This is a genomic window from Enterococcus sp. FDAARGOS_375 (assembly GCF_002393265.1).
In the GTDB taxonomy this organism is placed as follows: domain Bacteria; phylum Bacillota; class Bacilli; order Lactobacillales; family Enterococcaceae; genus Enterococcus_D; species Enterococcus_D innesii.
In genome coordinates this window covers 145,935-168,167 of the sequence record NZ_CP023515.1, presented here as the reverse complement: position 1 = coordinate 168,167, position 22,233 = coordinate 145,935, and the positions used below count along the sequence as shown (strand labels likewise).

The window sequence follows — 22,233 nt, the reverse complement described above, 5'->3', positions numbered from 1 at the left end:
GTGAAAAATAAGTTTAAATATATTCTATCTTTAATAATCTTACTAAGTGCTGCGGTGGTAACGCCAGCATTTCAGGTAATGGCGGAAAACCAAATGTTTTCAGAGTCTCAGCAGGGGGATCAGGAAGAAGTGAATGCTGTGCAATCTGATGATATGAATGCTTCTGCGGATGCTGGACAAGCTACCTCTCAAGTAGAAAATGCTACGCAGACAACAACGACCTCATCGAGTGTGGATGCTAAGAACGAGCAAACACAAGCAAGTAGTGACAGTGAAGAAGCCATTAATGGATCAGAAAATAAAGAAGAATCTGCTGCAAGTACTGTAGATAAGGTCCCTTCATCTGTTAATGCTTCAGCTGCAAGAGCTGTCAATGGGCAACTGACGGTTCAAGTGTTAGATGGTAATTCAAACCAACCGATCCAAGGAGCTTATTTCACATTGACCTCTTCAACATCAGGTGAGGTGACATTGTTAGTCACGGACAGTTCAGGAAAGGTTACAATTCAACTTCCTTCAGGTGGCTATTTTATTAAGCAAGTTGGTACCACGAATCAAAGACTAAACTATGCATTCACATCGGTTGGAAATTCCATCACCTTGCAACCAGGGGAAACGAAAACACTTGAACTTTACGAGCGTTTAATTGCGGGTGAGTATGCTTTTGGAGATAGTCCTGATACGATTCATATTCCTGTAAACAGTACATTTGATTTCTCAACCAAAGCATTAGGAATTGAGGCGTTTAAACTAAATTTTAGCGGCAATATAGAAAAAAGCATTTCTGACTCGCAGATCTATCCTTACTACACCAATGTTGACCCAAGCAAGCCAGGTTCCTATGTATCAATTTTTATGGCTCGACAAGCCTCCTATAGCGTGAATACCACACATGTGGTCAATGTCATTGTCGATCCGGAGCAGATTGGAGAGGTAAATGTCCGATACCTTGATGGTCAAGGGCAAGAAATCCATGAGATACAGACTTTAACCGGTACGATTGGTGAACCATATGATGCCAGCACTGAAGATTATAAGCTAACATTTGATGGCTACACGTTAGATGAAACCAAGTTACCAGAAAACAGTAAAGGTGCCTTTGGAGAAACAGCACAAACAGTCACATATATCTACACAAAGAATCCGATACCCGCAGCGGATGTCACAGTCGAGTACGTGGATACAGAAGGCAAAGAAATTCATCCTTCACAAACGATTAGTGGAAACGTAGGTGATTCATATGATGCTAGTACAGAAAAATATCAACTAGCAATCGAAGACTACACATTGGATGAAAGCCAATTGCCAGAAAATAGTATAGGTGTCTTTAGTGAAACCGCGCAAACAGTCACCTATGTGTATACAAAGAATCCGATACCCGCAGCGGATGTAACGGTCGAGTATGTGGATACAGAAGGCAACGAAATTCACGCTAGCCAAACGATCAGTGGAAACGTAGGCGACTCTTATGATGCTAGTACAGAAAAATATCAACTAAAAATCGAAGGCTACACTTTAGACGAAAGCCAGTTGCCAGAAGATCTTAAAGGTGTCTTTTGTGAAACCGCGCAAACAGTCACCTATGTGTATACAAAGAATCCGATACCAGCAGCGGATGTCAAAGTCGAGTACGTAGATACAGAAGGTAAAGAAATTCACGCTTCACAAACAATTAGTGGAAACGTAGGCGACCCATACGATGCTAGCACAGAACAATATCAATTAAAAATCGAAGGCTACACAATGGATGAAAGCCAATTACCAGAAAACAGTATGGGTGTATTTAACGAAACCGCGCAAACCGTCACCTATATCTACACAAAAAATCCTTTACCAGCAGCTGATATAGTAGTGGAATACGTGGACTTAGAAGGCAACGAAATTCACGCTGCTAATAAAATTAGTGGGAATGTGGGTGATCCATACGATGCCAGTACGGAACAATATCAATTAACGATCAAAGGCTACACTTTAGACGAAAGCCAATTACCAGAAAACCTTAAAGGTGTGTTTAGCGAAACAGCGCAAACAGTCACCTACATCTACACGAAAAATCCGATACCAGCAGCGGATATAACAGTAAAATACGTTGATACAGAGGGCAATGAAATTCATGACTCCCAAACCATTAGCGGAAGTATAGGTGATTCATACGATGCCAGCACACTTCAATATAAAGTAACGATTGAAGGCTATACTCTAGATGAAACCCAATTGCCAGAAAATAGTAAAGGTATTTTTAGCGAAATAGCGCAAACAGTCACCTACATCTACACCAAAAATCCCGTACCAGCAGCGGATGTAACAGTGGAGTATGTAGATACAGAAGGCAAAGAAATCCACTCTTCACAAACGATCAGTGGAAACATAGGTGATTCATATGATGCCAACACAGAACAATATCAATTATCGATCGATGGCTATACACTAGATGAAAGCCAATTACCAGAAAATCTAAAAGGAGTATTTGGCGAAACAGCGCAAACAGTCACCTACATCTACACAAAAAGTCCGGTACCAGCAGCGGATGTAACGGTGGAGTATGTAGACACAGAAGGTAACGAAATTCATGCTTCCCAAATCCTATCAGGAAATGTAGGCGAACCTTACGATGCTAGCACAGAAAAATACCAATTATCAATCAACGGCTACGTCTTAGATCGAAGTCGTTTGCCACAAAATGCGAAAGGAACATTCGGCAAGCTGGGGGCAACTGTGACGTACGTTTATACAAAAGAAAACGCAGCAACAGTTGATAGTTCTGATAATAAAGAAAAAGCTCCTGCTCAAACAGTTGTTTCAAAAAAAAGCGCTTCTGCACAAAGATTGCCGCAAACCGATGAGCAGGGGACGTTGTTCCCATTTGTAGTTGGTTTGTGCTTTATCGCCACGGCAAGCTGGCTTTATTTTAAAAAGCGAAAGTAACAATTGATTAAATCATCGGGGAAAGGCGTTACTGACTAAAAAAAGGACAGCTGCGATTCAGCTGTCCTTTTTGTTGCTTATTTACCTAAAAATGAAATGAATCCCAGGGAATCATAAAGAAAATGGCAGATCCAGCTGACCCATACGCTATTGGATTTTTTCCAAACGTAGTTGAGTGCCAATCTGGCAGGCATCAAGGTGAACAATAATTGGATTGGATGAAAACCATACGCTGGGATGTGCCACAAAGCGAATAGCACACTACAAATGATGGAAGACCAGACAAAAGAGAGCCCTTTTTTCTGTAAAGCCAACAAGAGATTGGTGCTAAGCAATTCTTCCCCCATAAGCATGAAGGGAACTTGTAAAAAGACCATTTGGACGGTGATAGTCTCGCTGATCGAGTTTGTTGTGGGTTGTCCAAAAATAGCGGCATAAATAAAGGAAAAGAACACGCCAGTCAAAATGACGAGAGGGACACCCCATAATAAAACGACGAAACGAAAATGCTTGAATTGTTCCAAAAAGGTCCTTCGTAAGAGGAAGTACCCTGCACCAAATGCCAAAATCACATTCCATACAGTACCAACAATGGATAAAACGGAATCGCTTAGGGGTGTATAGGGAAGCATTTGATAGGTTAAACCGATGACTAATGTGAGTATAAATAAATACATTGCTGACTTGTGTTTCATTTTGAACACATCCTTTAAAGTAATTGCCACACGCTGAATTATAAACAGAAAAAACATCAAAGTACAAAAAGATATCTCTCATTATTTTTAAACGAAAATAAAAAGGAGTGAATACGATATCATGACTGACAGGCTTGATTTTATTAGTATCATAATAAAAGATTTCTAAGAACAATTCTCAAAAATGGTGAACAAAAAGAGAAGTTTATAAGAATCTCTGTAACACTGTTGAAATATTATTACGCTTATGTTACATTTTGTTTACGTTATTATGTTTAGGGAGAATATTTATGAAGAAATCAAGCAATTATTCAAATAATTCACAACATAAAGAAGCGACGTCTGAAAAACAAGCACCTTTTTCAAGGGTCGAATCACATCAAAAGCAAACAACGGGAACGGCAAGACGCACGCAAACCACCAATCGTCAAGTTTCTAAAAAGAAGCCAACCCATCGCAAGTATCTCTTTTCTTTGATGACGCTGCTGACAGTTGTCATTATCGCCACTGGCGGTTATATCGCCTTTACGTTGAAGCAGCAAGAAGCCTTGGCAAGGGAAAAATATGAGGCTGCTGCTGAAAAGTTATTGGCATCGATTCAAGAAGAGCAGGTCAAAGAGGGAATTCCAGCAAAACTTGAAACATTGTCTGATGGAGACAAAAAAGAATTGATTTTCCGACCAAAAGAGGAGAATGCGATCCCTGTCAAGGATGCAAGCAAGAAATTGTCGAACATGGCGAACAAATTATGCAAAAAACACACCGACAAAGAGACAGTCACCATTGCTAGGATTGAAGCACAAGCAGTCGCATCGAAAGTGTCAACCTATTCTTTAAAAGCGGACAGCTATGTTTGGAATCGGGAAACTGGTCGCTTTGAAGATGCGGATAGCGTGGTTGCCGATCCAATTTTTATTTCCGAGAAAACCGGCAATGAATTATCCTTGAAAGACTTGGTTCCAGACGAGGGAAGCTTGCTAGGGATCCAGCAAGTCATTCAGCAAAAGATTTTAGACCAAGCCAAGGAACCAGATAAAGTCATTGATGCGGTCTTGGCGATGGATCGAATCACCTATGAGTCGAAATTTACGTATGATCCTGAAAAAGTAACGATCCAGTTACCCCAAAATCAAACTGGCGTATCTGAGATCACGTTGGCGTACAAAGAGATTGCACCGTTTATTGATCCGGAACTTGTTAATGCGGATCAATTGAAAGAGCAACAATCGACATTGGACGAAAACAAAAAATTTGTTGCATTGACTTTTGATGATGGACCAAACGATACCTCGACATTGGATCTCTTAAAAATCTTGAAAGACAATAATGTGAAGGCAACGTTTTTTGAATTAGGACAAATGGTGGATCGCTATCCTGAAGTATCGAAAAAAGTCCATGAAGAAGGGCATGAAATTGCCAGTCACTCGTATTCACACCCGCAATTAAATACGTTGTCGCCGGAGGATGTCAAAGCGGAAATAACGAAGACCGACAAAGCGATCTATCAGGCAACAGGGGTTTTACCTAAGAATTTGCGTCCACCATATGGAGCGATCGACCAACAAAGCGCCCAAGCAGCAGGAAAAGCGATCATTCAATGGAGTGTCGATACCGAGGATTGGAAGCTAAAAGATCCGAATAAGATTCTAAAGGTCGTACAAAACAATGTCTACGATGGATCGATTATTTTGCTTCATGATATTCATCCGAAATCCGTTCAAGCTGTACCAGGTATTATCCAAACGCTGAAAGCGCAAGGCTATGAATTTGTGACGGCGGATCAGTTGTTAAATAGTAAACAAAAACCAATGTATCAATATTTTGGTGAAACAGATGAACGTAGCGTCAGCTAATAGCTAAAAAAGGAAGTGATGATCGCTATCACTTCCTTTTTTATTAAATGAACACTGCAGTTGCCGCGTTATCACTCGTCTGAGGCAAATAGCTGGAGGTAGTCTTCATCCAGCAGTAAAGCAAAGTCATCGGCAAGGGCTTCTTGATCCAGTTCTCGCATGAGAGCTAGCATCTTTGTGGTTATCGTTTGCCCCGCTTTTTGATCGCCGGTTCTTAAGAGCAACACGCCTTGGAAAAATTTGCAGACGGTTTGGTGAAAAAACTCTTTGTAGTCTGTCGCCAAAAGTTTCAATTGGATAACGAGAACTTCCGTTGCATCGTATTGCTGGTGTTTTAATGTGTATTCAATCAAATTGATCAGTAGCGCGCAATAGATTTCCCGACCTTTTTCCATATCGATGTAGTACTCGAGCATCTTGGATACTTTTTTGAAAAAGAGGAAATTATACTCGTTGTCCAAAAGGTCGATGGTGTTGGCGAATAACTGGATTTCTTGCAACGTCCAGCTTTCAACATCAATGAGATAGGAAATAATCGTTTGACGATCACATTCCAAAACAGCTCTTTTCCGATAGACGCCATGCTCTGCCAAGCATTGCAGCATGCGAATTCGCGAGCGAACCTCTGCAATACGGACATTGTTTAGTCTGCTAGTGGTTTGCTGCAGTTCCTGTAATAGCTTTTGTAAATTTGGCAGATCGTGTTTGTTTGAATACTGATTGTACCGATGATTATAGCTATTTTGCTCATCCAGACGATAGCCATTCGCGATATAGAGAAATTCATCGATATTCATTGAGAGATTTTCTAAGATTTGCAACAGCAGGTTGGCAGCAATCTGATGCTTGCCTTTTTCAAATTCGATGGCATAGGATTTTGAAATAATCGTGCCATAGACTTCTTTTTGGGTGAAGCCTTTTTTCAATCGGATTTGTCTGATCGTTTCGCCATACATAAGAAAGCCTCCGCTCTCGTTGGCAGATCTTACCACCAGTGGTGACGTTGATACGAAAGTACCAGGAGAATACCAAGTCATTTATCGCAATGGTAAAGCTGAGGCGAAAGCGACGATCACTGTGTTAGCTGATCAAACGAGCGTTCAAGCTAAAGACAGTACTTTATATGTCGGTGATGAATGGGAAGCCGCCGACAACTTTGTTTCCGCAACGGACAAGACCGGATCAAACCTACCATTTTCAGGAGTGATGGTTAGTGGTTCAGTCGATACCTCCAAAGCAGGCGAATATCCAGTGGTTTATCAAAACGGAAAAGTAAAAGCAAGGGCGACGATTACGGTTGTTGCCAACCAAGAAACGGTAGTCACCAAAGATAGTACGATTTATGAAGGCGATGACTGGCAAGTCGCCGACAACTTCGTGTCGGCAACAGACAAAGACGGCAACGAAGTAAAACTGGCTGATATCACAACAGTAGGTACAGTTGACAACACCACATCAGGGAAATATGAAGTAATTTATCGCAATGGCAAAGCTGAAGCAACAGCGACAATCACTGTATTGGCAGATCAAACGAGTGTCAAAGCCAAAGACAGTACCTTATATGTTGGGGATGACTGGCATGCGGTTGATAACTTTGTTTCGGCAACGGACAAAACAGGATCGAATGTTCCATTTTCAGGAGTGACGGTTAGTGGCTCAGTTGATACGAGCAAAGAAGGTCAGTACAAAGTTACTTATAGCAATGGTAAAATGGAAGCTATTGCTACGATCACGGTTGTTGCGAACCAAGAAACGGTGGCAGCTAAAGATAGTACGTTGTATGTAGGTGACTCATGGGAAGCCGCGGATAATTTTCTTTCCGCAACAGACAAAGACGGCAAGGCATTGCCGCTAACAGAAGTAACCGTTGATGGCGCAGTTGACACCTCTAAAGCAGGCAGATATGAAGTGATTTATCGCAATGGCAAAGCCGAAGCGACTGCCACGATCACCGTGTTAGCTGATCAAACGAGAGTCAAAGCCAAAGACAGTACTCTGTATGTCGGCGACGATTGGGAAGCTGCCGACAACTTTGTCTCAGCCACGGACAAAACGGGAGCAACGGTTGAATTATCAGGAGTGATCGTTACTGGTACTGTCGATACCAATCAAGAAGGCACATACGAAGTCACTTATACGAATGGAAAAGTCAGCGACATAGCGACAATCACTGTGGTTGCTCACGAAGAAACGGTCGTAGCAAAAGATAGTACGATCTATGAAGGAGAGAAGTGGCAAGCCGTCGATAATTTTGTCTCGGCAACAGATAAAAGCGGACAAGCAGTCGATTATGATCAAGTATTGACTAGCGGTACAGTCAATACTGATGTGCCTGGAAAATACCAAGTAATCTACCGCAACGGCAAAGCCGAAGCAACTGCCACGATCACCGTGTTGGCAGATCAAACCTCTGTGACCGTGAAAGATAGCGTGATTTATGTCGGTGACAACTGGACAGCTGCCGACAATTTTGTCTCCGCTACAGATCGTGACGGTAAGTCACTCGCATTGGAGCAACTGCTGGTGGACGGTTCGGTTGATACGAAGAAAACGGGCACCTATCAAGTCAACTATTCAATCGTAACTGATGAAGCAGCAACTCCTAACTTTTTCGCACGCTTATTTGGTACTGACTCACAAGAAGCAGTCACCGCCACAGCGACGATTAAAGTCATTGAAAAAGCAGAGGATCCAGAGGAGGAAGATCAGCAACCAGAGAAAGATGATTCTAACAAAGGGCAAGAAAAACCAACGGATGCAGGTCAGCCTGGCAAACAAAGCAAAGCGACCGCAAAGGACAAACGGGTGTTACCAAAGACCGGTACAGCCATCACTCAAGGCTATTCGATTGCAGGAGTGAGCCTTGTGGCACTAGCGGGGATCTTCTTCTTTCGTAAAAAACACACGAACAAAAGCAGAAAAACGAAATAAGTCTCAATGACTATAACAGCGGATATCGTTAAGGATATCCGCTGTTTTTAGTTTGTTTTCTAAAAAAAACCTGCAGTATTGCGGTTTTCTTGTCTGATAAGCAGACGTATAAAGAAGATATAAAGACTCTAGCAGAAGATTTACACTATTTTTATTTCTTTTTGCGTATGCTTACGTCATGAAGGAGTGAAGAATATGAATCTTGTTTTAGGAATAATCGGAGTGATCGTAATGATCTATCTCTTTTGGTATTTGTTTGAGGGGGGAGAACAATGAGTAGCTATTTTGTGCAAGGTTTTTTATTTTTACTGATCTTACTAGCAGCAGCGGTTCCTTTGGGCTGGTATATCAAAGAAATCATGCAAGGAAAAACACCGCGGTTTGTCCGCTTTATTCAACCGATTGAACGGTTGACCTATCGAGTGATTGGTTCAGTCAGCAAAAAAGAAATGACCGCCAAAACCTATCTATTCTCAGTCTTGGCCGTCAGTGTCTTTTCCATCATCGGCTTGATCGGATTATTGATGGTCCAGCACTGGTTACCGCAAGGGGCAGCCGTTGAGAATATGTCCTTTGACTTAGCATTGAACACAGCCGTCAGTTTTGTGACGAACACGAACTGGCAAGCTTACGCTGGGGAAGAAGCACTGACCAATCTTTCCCAAGCATTAGGATTAACGGTGCAAAATTTCTTATCTGCGGCAGTCGGACTAGCCGTACTGTGTGCCATGATTCGTGGGCTGCAACAAAAACAAAAACGAACGGTAGGAAATTTTTGGCAAGACATCACCCGTTCTTTGCTCTATATTCTTTTACCACTTTCATTGATGTTAGCGATCTTGCTCCTGTCTCAAGGCGTTGTCCAAACGTTGAGCAGTGGCGTGGGAGTCAATGGATTTGAAGGGGAATCCTTTTGGATGGCGCTCGGACCAGTAGCGAGTCAAATCGCCATCAAGCAATTAGGGACCAACGGCGGCGGTTTTTTTGGTGCCAACGCTGCCCACCCATTTGAAAACCCAACGCTGCTCAGTAATTTTTTAGAAAACTTAGCGATCTTGTTGCTGCCAGCTGCTTTGATTTTTGCCTTTGGCTTTTGGATCAAAGAGTGGAAACAAGGACGTACGATCTTGATCACCGCAACCGTCTTTTTGATCCTGGCTTTTATTGGCGTAGTGATCAGTGAAGCTTATGGACCGCAGTTCAGTCAAGTGCTTGGGAATGCCAATTTAGAAGGCAAAGAAGTACGTTTTGGTATCGGTTGGTCGAGTCTCTGGGCAGTGAGTACCACCGCTGCTTCCAGTGGATCAATCAATGCCATGCTGGATAGTTTCACACCACTCGGGGGTGCAATCCCGATGTTCTTGATGCAGCTGGGGGAAATCATCTTTGGCGGTGTTGGTAGCGGACTTTATGGCATGATCGCTTTTCTATTATTGACGGTCTTTATCGCTGGTTTACTCGTGGGACGAACACCAGAATATATCGGCAAAAAAATCGAAGCCTTTGACATTAAAATGACGAGTATCGTTATTTTGACGCCATTGCTACTGACGCTTTTCGGGGCTATGTTGATGACCTTACATCCTGACATCATGAGCTGGCTAACCAACCAAGGCGCCCATGGCTTTAGCGAACTGTTGTATGCAGCAACTTCCTTCAGCAACAACAACGGGAGTGCCTTTGGCGGCTTGACCGCAGATACTGTTTTCCTAAATAGTTTGGGTAGTATCTTGATGTTCGTTTCACGTTTCGTTCCCATCGCAGCCATTTTGTATCTCGCAGAAAACATGGGGGCCAAAAAGAAAACCGTTCGTAATGAAGGAACCTTGTCAACCACGAGTCCAGTCTTTGTCACGATGCTGATCATTGTGATCATCGTGATCGGTGCACTGAGCTTTTTACCAGCGATGGCTTTAGGACCAATCGCAGACTTTTTTACAACGAAATAGGAGAGAAAAAAAATGAAAAAAATCTATCAATGGGCGATCGGCGAATCCTTTAAGAAATTGGACCCTCGCCAACAAATCAAAAACCCCGTGATGTTTGTGGTCTACTTAGGGGCGATCTTGACAACGATTTTATGTTTTCAAGAACAAACGGTCCCGTTGTGGTTTAGCATCAGTGTGACCGTCTTCTTATGGTTGACTATATTGTTTGCCAATTTTGCCGAAGCAGTGGCAGAAGGGCGCGGCAAAGCACAAGCGGATAGTTTGAAGCAAGCAAAAAAAGACATCATGACCTACAAAGTCATGTCCTTGGAAGATGTCGCCAAAGAGGCTTTTATCGAAGTCCGTTCCTCCGATTTGAAAAAAGGCGACTTGGTTTATGTTCCATCTGGCGAACAAATTCCTGCCGATGGGGATGTCGTGGAAGGTGCTGCTTCGGTGGACGAAAGTGCCATCACAGGAGAATCAGCACCTGTCATTCGTGAGTCTGGTGGCGACCGTAGTGCAGTCACGGGAGGAACCCTAGTCGTTTCTGATTACTTGGTCATCAAAGTGACCGCTGAAAATGGTCATTCTTTTTTAGATAAGATGATTGCGATGGTGGAAGGGACGCAGCGGAAAAAAACACCCAATGAGATTGGCCTGCAGCTGTTCTTAGTGACACTGACCATCATCTTCTTGGCTGTTTCCATCACATTGATTCCCTTTACCGATTTTAGCAGTCAGTTATCTGGTCGGGGAACGGCGATTTCCAGTGTGATCGTGATCGCTTTACTGATTTGTCTTGCACCAACCACGATCGGCGCCTTGATTTCCTCAATTGGGATCGCTGGAATGAGTCGTTTGACTAAAGAAAATGTCATCGCCATGAGTGGCCGCGCAATTGAAGCAGCAGGAGATGTGGATGTTTTGCTGCTGGATAAAACAGGAACCATTACTTTGGGAAATCGCCGTGCCAGCGAGTTCTTGCCGGTACCGGGAGTCACCGCCAAAGAGTTAGCAGATGCAGCGCAGTTGGCATCTTTTGCCGATGAAACGGCGGAAGGCCGCAGTATCGTGATTTTAGCCAAAGAAGCCTTCAATATTCGGGAACGGGAATTTCAGCAAGCCGATGTCCACTGGATCGATTTTAGTGCCAAAACCCGGATGTCTGGGATCGATTATCGTGGCGATGAGATCCGTAAAGGAGCTGCTGATACGATCAAGCAATATGTGACGGCAAAAGGGCAGACCTATCCCACTGCGTGTGACGAGATCGTAGAAAAAGTCGCTAAAGCTGGTGGAACCCCATTGGTCGTAGTAAAAAATGGCCAAGTACTCGGAGTCGTTTATTTAAAAGACATCGTGAAAAACGGCGTCAAAGAAAAATTTGCCGACATGCGCAAGATGGGCATCAAGACGATCATGATCACTGGGGACAACCCCTTGACGGCAGCTGCTATTGCCGCCGAAGCGGGCGTCGATGATTTCTTAGCCGAAGCAACACCAGAAAACAAAATGAACCTGATTCGCGAATATCAGGAAAAAGGGCATTTGGTGGCGATGACGGGGGATGGAACCAACGATGCACCCGCACTCGCCCAAGCCGATGTGGCAATGGCGATGAATACCGGTACGCAAGCAGCCAAAGAAGCGGGCAATATGATCGATCTTGATTCCAGCCCGACCAAATTACTGCAAGTAGTCCAAATTGGTAAACAGCTGCTGATGACCCGTGGGGCTTTGACGACCTTTAGTATCGCAAATGATATCGCCAAATATTTCGCAGTGATTCCTGTTCTGTTTTATGCGATTTATCCAGAACTCGCAGCGCTGAATATCATGAATCTTGGTAGTCCCTTAACGGCGATTTTGTCCGCAGTCATCTACAATGCAGTCGTGATCATCGCCTTGATCCCTTTGGCGTTGAAAGGGGTCAAATACCAAGAAAAACCAGCCAGCCAAATGCTGCGGCACAATCTGGTCGTCTACGGACTAGGCGGCATCATCGCACCATTCATTTGCATCAAGCTAGTAGATTTGCTTTTGTCAGCTGTTCTGCTATAAGAAAAATCCATCAGAGTCAAGGAGTCATTTAGGAGGAAAACATGATGAAGAACACCCTCTTTGCCAGTATCAAATTTTTACTAGTTAGTACCGTGTTATTTGGCGGTCTCTATACATTGTTGGTCACTGGTGTCGGACAAGTCTTTTTTGCCCATCAAGCCAACGGCAGTCAAATCGTGGAAGACGGAGCGGTCAAAGGGTCTGAGCTGCTTGCGCAACCCTTTGACCAAGCAGGTTACTTCCAAGGGCGTGATCAAACCGTTTCACAATTGTCGCCCTATGATACGACCCAAAAAAAGACTGTAGCTGAGCGGACAGCGACGTTGCTGGCAGAAAACCCCACCCAAACCAGTGTGCCGATCGATCTCGTGACCGCTTCGGGTAGTGGGGTCGATCCTGATATCAGTGTCGAAGCGGCACTTTTTCAACTACCGCGGATCGCTGACACAAGAGGCATCGATGAACAAACAATTCATGATATAATAAACAGGAATAAAGTAGCTGATTTGTTCTCCAACAGAGAATACGTCAATATCATGACCTTGAATCAGCAGCTCGATCAATTACCCGAGGAATAGGGGGAAGCATCTATGAGTGAAAACAACCAGCAGACGATTCCAGAAGAGATGCTGCTGCAAGCAGGCTTTGGACCTAAACGTGGCAAACTACGGGTGTTTTTCGGTTTTGCTGCCGGTGTCGGAAAAACCTATACGATGTTAACCGAAGCCCATGAGTGTTTGCTCATGGGCAAAAATGTGGTGATCGGCTATATCGAACCCCACAAACGTCCCGATACCAATCGATTGCTTGAAGGGTTACCACAAGTACCATTAAAGCAATACCAGCACAAGCAATTGACCCTTTATGAGCCAGATATCGATCGACTGATCCAACTAAAACCAGATATCGTCTTGATCGATGAGTTGGCACATACCAATCCCATTGGTGCGCGAAACAAAAAACGTTACCAAGATGTCGATGAATTATTGAATGCAGGAATCACCGTCTACACGACCATCAATGTCCAACATATCGAAAGTCTCAATGATATCGTGGAAAAGGTCACGGAAGTGGAAGTCAGAGAAACAGTCCCCGACACCTTTTTCCAGCACGCCAGCTTGCGGGTAGTGGATGTTGAACCAGACGAACTGATCGATCGATTGGAACAAGGAAAAATCTATGCTGATGAAAATGCCAAACGAGCGCTAAAAAACTTTTTTACACCAGAAAAACTTGATCACCTGCGGGGATTAGCGATCCAAAAAGCTTCCAATCATATCAATCAAATGAACGGCGGTCGAAAACGAGTTCAAAGCAAGCTTTTGACGATCATTGATGATCGCTTGCCGAAAATGGCAGAGAAATGCATTCGTTGGACCGCCCGCTTAGCCCAAGGAGTGGGTGCCGAATGGACGGTTATCCAAGTTCGATCGTTAGATGATACACCTACCGAGGTGCCATTGGCAGAGCGTTTGGGAGCAGAAGTCATCAACATCGAAGCGGATGACAGTTTTGAGACCATCGTAGAGTATGCCAAAATGACGGGTGCCAGTGACATTATCATGGGGAAACAGGTTTCTCAGAAGTGGTTCCAAAAATTGTTTGTCGAGGATTTAGAAGACCGCTTGATTCGGCGCCTTGATGATATTGAGATCCATTTGATTCCTTTTAAAGAAAAAATGCAGCGACCACGGCTGACGTTTTCGCAATTATTTGAAGGCGGTGGTCGAGATTTCACCTTGACCTTTGGGCTGATCATGCTCGCCACCATAGTGACAGAAGGCATGCAGTACTTACATTTCGGCGATCAGAATTTGATGCTGGTTTATATCTTTTTTGTTCTCTTAGTGGCACGTTACACGAGTGGCTATCTATGGAGTGCCATGGCATCGATCATTAGTGTCCTTTCTTACAACTGGTTCTTTGTCGAACCTTTGTATTCCTTGACGGTCTATAAAGCAGGCTATCCAATCACATTAGTGATCATGCTGATCGTTGCCTTGATGATCAGTAACTTGATGGTTCGATTGAAGACCCAAGCAGAAAATGCCAAGGAAAAAGAGCATCAAATGGAGATATTGTATGAACTGAACAAACAATACATGGAAACGCGGAATGAGCAAGAAATCTATGAAAGTACGACCACCTATTTGGCACGCTTACTCCAGCGAGAAGTGGCGTTATATGACAGAGAAGGCCATTTAAGAAGTCTGCATTCTTCAAGAGAAACACTGTCTCAACTGACTGGCAAGGATGAGAAAGCCGTCGCTTTTTGGGTCGTGAAAAATCAAAAAGAAGCCGGTCGCGGCACAGATACTCTAATTGGTGCCAATGGGTTCTACTTGCCGATCGTTTTAAACGGCAAACCACTAGGCGCCCTTGGGGTAGAACGCAACGAGGAGCATCAGTTGGCCAATAGTCAATTGAATTACTTGCGCCTTGTAATCACCCAAATCGCGACCGTGTTGGAGCAAGTCTCATTAGCGAGTGAGAAAGAACAGATCCAATTAGAAAACGAACGGGAAAAAGTCCGCAGCAATCTGTTGCGTGCGGTCTCCCATGACTTGCGGACCCCCTTGACGACAATTTCTGGCATTGCCGAAACATTGAGTGAAACCGAAGGCGTGATCAAAAAGGAAACGAAACAAAAGCTGCTAGGAGACATCCAAAGTGAATCCCAGTGGTTGATCCGCATGGTTGAAAACTTATTGTCGGTGACCCGCATCAACTTGACCAATATGGCGGTCAAGCGCAGTGAAGAACCGATCGAGGAAATTATCGAAGCGGTTTTGACACACCTAAAAAAAGTCTATCCGCAACTAAAAATCATTGTGAAGATGCCTGATCAGCTGATTTTTGTCCAAGTCGATCCCATCTTGATCGAACAAGCCTTGTTTAATTTGATTGAAAATGGGGTTCGCCATGGAACCGCCGATACACCGATTTTCTTGCGAGTTTCTCAAGAGCAGGATGTGGTCATTGAAATCGAAAACCAAGGGGAGATCCCCTTAGGACAATACCAAAAAATCCAAGCGAATTTGACCAATGACACCGAAGTGCCGGTGGATTCAAAAAATGGATTAGGCATCGGACTGAGTATCGTCAAAACCATCATCCATGCCCATGAAGGCAAATTAGCAATCGAAACGAAAGCAGGCAGTACGATCTTTCGTATTTATTTAAAGCAGTAAGGAGGGAGAACATGCAGCGACATTTTTTATTGATTGAAGATGATTCGAATATCGTTGATTTTATGGAAGTCGTCTTGCAAAGAGAGCATTACAATTTTACGTCAGTCGGCACTGGCATGGAGGCATTGATGCTCTTGCAGGAAGAAACCATCGACTTCATCTTGCTGGATCTGGGCTTACCGGACATTGACGGCATGGAGCTGTTGAAAATCATTCGTAAGCGCATGAACACACCGATCATCGTGATCTCTGCTCGCAAAGATGAACAAGACAAAGTGCAAGCATTAGACCTCGGTGCCGATGATTATGTAACGAAGCCCTTCAGTACCAATGAGTTATTTGCCCGCATTCGCACGGCACTACGGCACAAGGAGACAACTGCCTTTAGCAGCAGCCCAATTCTTGTAAACAAGGAGTTAACGATCGATTTTGAGAAAAAAATCCTGTACAAGAATCAAAATGAGATCCATTTGACCAAAAACGAATACCGCATCATGGCAGTTATGTTCAAGAATTTAGGCAAAGTCGTCACTTATGATACGCTCACCAGCGAAGTCTGGGGACCTTTTGCAGCGGATGCACAAACTTTGCGAGTCAATATCTCAAACATTCGCAAAAAAATCGAAACCAATACGCTGCAGCCAGAATATTTGATCACTGAAATCGGTGTCGGGTATCGCTTGCGGGAGTACCCAGCAGAACTCTCTGAATAAATTCGTTTCAACTGTAAATAGCCTCTTCCTAAACTTTAGGAGGAGGCTATTTACTTTCATTGCATCAATTACCATAGTATCCACAGCTTTATACCATAAGACAGTGCTAATCCAAGGTGAGAAGAGACTGCACGAAGGGGAAAATGTCGCTCATTCAAATTTTGTTTATTAGTCCTATGTGTATTGCTGGGAAATAGGTTGTTTGATCAGTCATACTGCTTTTTTATTATACAGTTTCCAAAGAGTTAGTTAACTAACAGGTAGAAAAAATTGAAAAAAAGCAGCATCAACGATGCCACTCCATGGTGTTTTCGATTTCATTGGTATCAGAATCCACTTGTTCAGAAACGATGGTAAAGCCATGTTTGAGATAAAACGCAATAGCAGCTGTATTTTTTTGGTAGACATTCAGAGTCAGCTTCTCGTGTTCTGCTTGTACTTTTTGTAAAAGCTGCTTACCAATGCCGAGGGCACGATAGTCTTTCAAAACGAAAATACCAGCGATATAATCGTCCAACAACCCGATGAAGCCGACGGGCTGATCATCCACCGAATAGGTGTAGATAAGGGCATCGGCAAAGGCTTTTTTCACAAAGTCATAGTTATCTTGCCAATGGGCAGCTGAGATAAAGTCATGGGCATCCAAATTGCTTTGCAGCCAAATCTAGGCGATAGTTTCTAATTCAGAATCGGTAAATTTGGTCACTTGTTGTATCATGAGAACCTCCGTTTTTTTATTCAGTATAGCATAGGTCCACTGCTGATTACTGGAAATCGCGGCATTTTCGTAGGCAATCGGACAGGAGATGAACCAATTGATAAGTAACGAAGGTTAAATGACGAAGAAAAGCAATCTTTTTCGTTGAAATATTCTAACAATTTTGTTTCAGCTAGATGTCAATTTCTTGCAGCCAGATGTTATTTGTGTGAAAACAGCCCCAAGAGTGAAATCTTTCGGTATGCTAAAGAAAGCGATAAGACACATCTAGTTAAGGAGAAAAAATGAAAAAGACACTTTTGGTTGCAAGTTCACTTGTTTTGCTGACGCTGCCTGTCGTGACGGTATCCGCAGACAGCTTTGATCAGAAGATCCAGCAGCAAAATGAAAAAATCAATGACATAAAAAATGAATCCACCTCATTAGAATCACTGAAACGATCTACAGAGGCAGAGATTCAATCGATTGAAGGAGAAATCCAAGCAATCCTACAAAAGAAAACGACGACGGAAGAAGAAGTCAATGCCTTGGCACAAGAAATCCAAGTCATTGAAGAGAAAATCATCAAGCGCACAGAAGTACTGGCGAATCAAGCGCGTGACATTCAAACGTCGGAACCTTCCAATCGTTTGTTCCAAAAAATCGTTGATGCGGAGTCCATCGGAGAAGCTATTCAACGGGCGATCGCTTCAGTAACGATCATGAATGCCAGCAATAGCATTGTCGAACAACAGCAAGAAGATATTGCAACAAGCCAGAAATTGGAAAAAGAGTTGCAGGAACAATTGGTTGCGATCGAAGAGCAGTCAAACGCATTGCAAGGAAAACAAGCGGAATTAGCTGATGTCAAATTGAATCAAGAAGTTGCACTAGCCGACCTTGCCTTGGCGTTGAACACCGAAGAAGAGAAAAAAGACCAATTGGAAGCGGACAAAGCAGAAGCACAACGGCAAAAAGAAGCAGCGTTGAAGCAACTGGCTGAACAAGAAGCACAAGAAGCAAAAGCGCGCAAAGAAGCAGAAGAAGCAGCAAAACGTCAGCAAGCAGCAGAAGCCAAGTCAGCTGAAACCGCTGAAAGTCCTGCCGTTCAACAAGCAGCAGTGGCAGCAGACCAGCCGAAGACGGAAGCCGCAGTGGCGCCAGAAAAATCGGTGTCGTCAGAAAAAACTGCAGCTACGCCTGCACCTGTGCAGCAAGCAGCTGAGCCAAAGGAACAAGCAAGCACAGGTGGATGGCAAATGCCAGTCGATTCGGTTCATATTTCGAGTCGTTTTGGGTATCGAACAGATCCAACAGGTGCATCAGGAAATCAACATAATGGCATCGACTTTACTGGGGGGACAGGAACGCCGATCTATGCGATCCAAGCAGGCGAAGTCGTTGAAGCGGGCTATGGTCCGTCAACTGGTAACTATGTGATCATCAAACATGCCAATGGCGTTTACAGCTACTACATGCACTTTAGTACGCTGCCAGCTGTCTCGGTCGGACAAAGCGTCTCAGCTAGACAATATGTTGGCGGTATGGGAACGACTGGGAATTCAACTGGCGTCCATCTACATTTAGGGATGTCAACAAGCTTATGGTCTGGATTCTTTGATCCGGCGCCAGAATTAGGCTTATAATAGTCAGAAAAACCGCAGAAGCGAACAGGCTTCTGCGGTTTTTTGGGTTGCTCTTCTTTTACGAAGTCTAAATTGGCTCAGCGCCAAAAGCGGGTCATCTCCGCTTTGTCTTTCAGGTTGAAAGCGATCATGTCTTCAATCAATGCTTGATCGATCGGCTCAGTCCACTTGATGCGAAAAATGTTATCCGTATGGCTGTAGCCAGCTTTTTCGATGGCATCGGCAAACTGTTCAAGACACTTGGTTTCAGGGGAGACAGAAAAATGCGGTTTTGAAACGCTGAAACCGATAATAAAGGTCTCATGGGCGGTGAACATCGGCTGATTCCACTTGATGACTGGAACGAGGTCAGGAAATTTCTTGGTAATAGCGGCAAATAAGGCACGCAGTTTTTCTTGCTTTACTGGCTCTTCAATGCTGGTTAAGTAAGTTTCTAATACATCCATTGGGAGGATCTCCTTTCGTTTTAAGGAACGAGTACAGGGAATGTCGATCACTAAAAATAACGCGTGTTCGAAATCAAACATTTTGTTACTTAGAGTGTACTGTAAAGTTAGCAAGTTTACAAACCTGTTGCCTTGTTTGGGGGATAAAGCCTTCAGGAACAAACACTGTTTGCAAAAACGAATGCTAAAAATAACTTTTTTCTACTCGAACAAAAGCCAAGAGTCAGGAAGATTCCCTCGCTATCCTGCAAGGTTCCTTGAGATTCGCTTAACTTTTCAGAAATAACGAATGAAAAAGCAGATTATTTTCAGAGAACACTTTCAAAAAGAAATCGGTTGCATTCAACAAGAATTCTGCTAGAATATAACTTGTTCGAACAAGTTGTTGAGCGAAAGCAAAACGAAAGGAGGAGGACTTGTGACCAAAAGGAAACCGGTAACCCAAGCAGCCAAGAAAGAATATGCAAACAAAAGTATGCGGTTTAATCGTTTTTTACTTTTTCGTTATATGACTGCGATCTTTTTCTTTGTCAATCTTTATTGGACTCTATTGAGTCTGTCTCAATGGACATGGGCTGGTTTGATTCCCATTGCCTTATTGATCGTTGATGGACTTATACTTATTGAACAAACTCAAAAATATTGGCAGCAATCGAATCGTTTACTGGTGACAAAGATCGGTTATTGGCTCCAATTCGGCGTCAATCTCATTGCAATTTTTGGTATTTTGATCGGGCAGCAAGCAACGTTGATTCCTTTTATGAATCAATCGGGTAGAGGGATCTTACTTGCTTTGTTTTCTGTCGGCATGATGGCGTGTTTGTTCATTCAGCGTAAAGCGTGGTTGATCGAGCATGACCGCGACAAATATTTCACGTATTTGACTACATTTGAAACTCAAGGAGGAACAGTCAATGGATTCAGAAAATAACAAAATGTTTGCCTTCTTGGACCGCTACTTAATGGGTCCAATGGGGAAAATCTCACAATTACGGATCGTTCGTGGGGTCATGGCAGCTGGGATGGCGTCGATTCCTTTCACTATCGTAGGATCGATGTTCTTGATCGTCAGTGTTTTGCCACAAAGCTTCCCTGCATTAGAAGGTATTTGGAGTGCGTCATTCGATAAAATTCAAAATCTTTACATGTTAGGTAATACCGCAACAATGGGGATTTTAGCTCTTTACTTCTGTGTCGTGTTTGGTTACGAGTATACAAAAATCCAAGCGCAAGAAGAAAAAATCGTTCTTAGCCCAGTCAATGGTGCATTGCTTTCAATGATGGCGTTCTTTATGTGCTTGCCACAACTAGTTTTTGAAGGCGGTATGGCAACACTAGTCAATGTGATTTCTGATGACCAAAAAATCATCGATGGGTGGGAAATGGCTGGCGGCGTTACTCGTTTAGGAACAACTGGGATCTTTACAGCGATCATCATGGCGATCATTGCCGTAAAAATCTACGCATTCTGTGTGAAACGCAATATTGTCATTAAAATGCCTGACACAGTGCCAACAGGAGTATCTTCCTCTTTCACGGCATTGATTCCAACGGCACTGACTTCATTAGCTGTGATCGTTATCAATGGTGCATTAGTCGCAATGGGCACAGATATTTTTAAAGTCATTGCGATTCCGTTTAGTTTCGTGACGCAATTGACCAGTACCTGGATCGGACTGCTTGTTATCTACTTCTTCATGCATGCACTATGGATCGTCGGTATTCATGGGGCAACGATCGTGACCTCATTCTTGACGCCAATCGTATTGTCAAATATGGTGGAAAACCAAAATGGTGCCAACATTGCCTTTGCGGGTGAGTTTAACAACAGTTTCGTTACGATCGGTGGTTCAGGAGCGACGTTAGGAATGGTGATTTTCATCGCCTTCTTTGCAAAATCAGCGCAGTTAAGTGCTTTAGGAAAAGCAGCGATCGTGCCATCCTTCTTCAATATCAATGAACCGATTTTGTTCGGGATGCCAGTGGTATACAACCCGTACACAGCGATCCCATTCTTCTTAGCACCAATGGCTTCAATGTCCGTTGCTTATTTTGGCATCAACTTAGGCTTTGTTAACCCACCGATTGCTCAAGTAGCGTGGCCGACCCCAATTGGATTATCTGGCTTTATTGGTTCAGGTGGTGACTGGCGTGCCTTTGTCTTAGCAATCATCTGTGCAGTTGTTGCTTTCTTGATTTGGTTCCCATTCATCAAAATGTATGATGGCAAATTATACAAGGACGAACAAGCAAACGCAACGAAGGCATAATCAATCCGTTTTTTTGATAAGCCGGCTATGAAAAATAGCTGGCTTTTTTTACGCCAAAGATGATAATAGTAGTAGAGAATCCGAAGGAAAGGAGTAGGCAAATGACGAAACTCAGCATTGAAGACTTAGCAGCGGAATTGATCAGAAAAATTGAAGCGGGTGATATTGGAAATGAGCAGGGGAAGATGCCTAGTGAACGAGAGCTTTTGGCAATTTATCCAGTTTCTCGTTATACGTTACGTCAAGCCCTCAATAAATTGAGCAAGATGGGCTGGATCTACCAGATGCAAGGCCGCGGCTCGTATATTCGCTTTCAAAACAACCAAAAACCGGCCATTGAACAAGGAGATCTTGGCTTCAATGAAGACTTGACCCGGGGCGAGAAAAACATTCGAACGGTCAAAGCCTCAAAGCGGCTGGTCAAAGTATCAGAGGCGCTGTTTCTTCCAAGTCAAAAACAATTTGCGAAAGATCAACACTTTATCGAAGTCCAACGTTTTCGCACATTAGATGACAAACCCTATTTGATTGAACGTTCCTATTATATACCTGAAATCGTAGGGGAGATCTCCGAAACGATGATGGAAGGGTCAATGTTCCAAGCTTTGGCAGAAGAAAAACAACTGACAGTCGCCTTCATCGACAAGTTTATCCAAAGCAAACCGTTAACGAAGGAACAAGCTGCCTTCTTTCATTTAGAAGAAGGCATGCCAGCATTGATTGTAAGGGATGATAGTTACTTAAAAAATGGCGAACTATTGGCATTTTCGATGATTCATTATGATTATCGGATGGCAACCTTGTATATGCACAAAAAGATAATACTTTAAGTTATTAACAATGCAAATCGACTAAAAACGATGACAAGCATGGT

Annotated in this window: 15 protein-coding genes and 1 pseudogene; 12 read left to right on the top strand and 4 right to left on the bottom strand. The window is 43.4% G+C overall.

Features of this window, described 5'->3' with window-relative positions:
* On the top strand, positions 1-2,925 hold the full coding sequence (locus CO692_RS01780; protein ID WP_096741370.1) for a MucBP domain-containing protein: 2,925 nt from the start codon (positions 1-3) through the stop codon (positions 2,923-2,925).
* 77 nt (positions 2,926-3,002) lie between these two features.
* Here the strand turns inward: CO692_RS01780 and CO692_RS01775 are convergent, their stop codons facing one another.
* Positions 3,003-3,677, bottom strand: coding sequence for a CPBP family intramembrane glutamic endopeptidase (locus CO692_RS01775; protein ID WP_096741369.1), 675 nt, complete (start codon positions 3,675-3,677; stop codon positions 3,003-3,005).
* 233 nt (positions 3,678-3,910) lie between these two features.
* Between CO692_RS01775 and CO692_RS01770 the strand changes: the two genes are divergently transcribed.
* Positions 3,911-5,473 carry a polysaccharide deacetylase family protein gene (locus tag CO692_RS01770; RefSeq protein WP_096741368.1) on the top strand — a complete coding sequence of 521 codons (1,563 nt, stop codon included), beginning with the start codon at positions 3,911-3,913 and terminating at the stop codon, positions 5,471-5,473.
* Positions 5,474-5,544: 71 nt separating this feature from the next.
* On the opposite strand, the gene CO692_RS01765 is transcribed toward CO692_RS01770, so the two are convergent.
* A complete protein-coding gene (locus CO692_RS01765) occupies positions 5,545-6,429 on the bottom strand; it encodes a helix-turn-helix domain-containing protein (RefSeq protein ID WP_096742848.1) in 885 nt (294 codons plus the stop codon).
* A 10-nt stretch (positions 6,430-6,439) separates the two neighbouring features.
* Here CO692_RS01765 and CO692_RS01760 point away from each other — a divergent pair.
* The 6 genes and pseudogenes from CO692_RS01760 to CO692_RS01735 form a co-directional block, all read left to right on the top strand.
* A pseudogene (locus tag CO692_RS01760) lies at positions 6,440-8,404 on the top strand (bacterial Ig-like domain-containing protein); the annotation flags it as partial.
* Positions 8,405-8,676: 272 nt separating this feature from the next.
* Positions 8,677-10,353, top strand: a complete 1,677-nt coding sequence (gene kdpA, locus CO692_RS01755; protein ID WP_096741367.1) for a potassium-transporting ATPase subunit KdpA — start codon at positions 8,677-8,679, stop codon at positions 10,351-10,353.
* Between the two features lie 12 nt (positions 10,354-10,365).
* Positions 10,366-12,396 (top strand): potassium-transporting ATPase subunit KdpB, encoded by a 2,031-nt coding sequence (kdpB, locus tag CO692_RS01750; RefSeq protein ID WP_096741366.1) that lies wholly within the window; start codon positions 10,366-10,368, stop codon positions 12,394-12,396.
* Between the two features lie 41 nt (positions 12,397-12,437).
* Positions 12,438-12,974: a potassium-transporting ATPase subunit C gene (locus tag CO692_RS01745; RefSeq protein ID WP_096741365.1), complete on the top strand. Its 537-nt coding sequence runs from the start codon at positions 12,438-12,440 to the stop codon at positions 12,972-12,974.
* Positions 12,975-12,986: 12 nt separating this feature from the next.
* The gene (locus CO692_RS01740) at positions 12,987-15,587 is read left to right on the top strand and encodes a sensor histidine kinase (RefSeq protein WP_096741364.1); all 2,601 of its coding nucleotides are present in this window, start codon (positions 12,987-12,989) and stop codon (positions 15,585-15,587) included.
* A gap of 11 nt (positions 15,588-15,598) precedes the next feature.
* Positions 15,599-16,300 (top strand): response regulator transcription factor, encoded by a 702-nt coding sequence (locus CO692_RS01735; protein WP_086294957.1) that lies wholly within the window; start codon positions 15,599-15,601, stop codon positions 16,298-16,300.
* 286 nt (positions 16,301-16,586) lie between these two features.
* Here the strand turns inward: CO692_RS01735 and CO692_RS01730 are convergent, their stop codons facing one another.
* The gene (locus CO692_RS01730) at positions 16,587-16,964 is read right to left on the bottom strand and encodes a GNAT family N-acetyltransferase (RefSeq protein WP_319016570.1); all 378 of its coding nucleotides are present in this window, start codon (positions 16,962-16,964) and stop codon (positions 16,587-16,589) included.
* 338 nt (positions 16,965-17,302) lie between these two features.
* Between CO692_RS01730 and CO692_RS01725 the strand changes: the two genes are divergently transcribed.
* Positions 17,303-18,643 (top strand): peptidoglycan DD-metalloendopeptidase family protein, encoded by a 1,341-nt coding sequence (locus tag CO692_RS01725; protein WP_096741363.1) that lies wholly within the window; start codon positions 17,303-17,305, stop codon positions 18,641-18,643.
* A 77-nt stretch (positions 18,644-18,720) separates the two neighbouring features.
* Here the strand turns inward: CO692_RS01725 and CO692_RS01720 are convergent, their stop codons facing one another.
* Complete coding sequence (locus CO692_RS01720) at positions 18,721-19,089, bottom strand: iron chaperone (protein WP_096741362.1); 369 nt, start codon at positions 19,087-19,089, stop codon at positions 18,721-18,723.
* A gap of 418 nt (positions 19,090-19,507) precedes the next feature.
* Here CO692_RS01720 and CO692_RS01715 point away from each other — a divergent pair, with 418 nt between their 5' ends.
* The 3 genes from CO692_RS01715 (at position 19,508) to CO692_RS01705 (ending at position 22,189) form a co-directional block, all read left to right on the top strand.
* Entirely contained in the window at positions 19,508-20,020 is a 513-nt protein-coding gene (locus CO692_RS01715; RefSeq protein ID WP_015509419.1) for a hypothetical protein, read from the top strand.
* Positions 20,004-21,359, top strand: a complete 1,356-nt coding sequence (gene celB, locus CO692_RS01710; RefSeq protein ID WP_015509420.1) for a PTS cellobiose transporter subunit IIC — start codon at positions 20,004-20,006, stop codon at positions 21,357-21,359. Before CO692_RS01715 ends, celB begins: the two co-directional genes overlap by 17 nt.
* Positions 21,360-21,460: 101 nt before the next feature.
* Positions 21,461-22,189, top strand: a complete 729-nt coding sequence (locus tag CO692_RS01705) for a GntR family transcriptional regulator (RefSeq protein WP_096741361.1) — start codon at positions 21,461-21,463, stop codon at positions 22,187-22,189.
* The last annotated feature ends 44 nt before the right edge of the window (positions 22,190-22,233 follow it).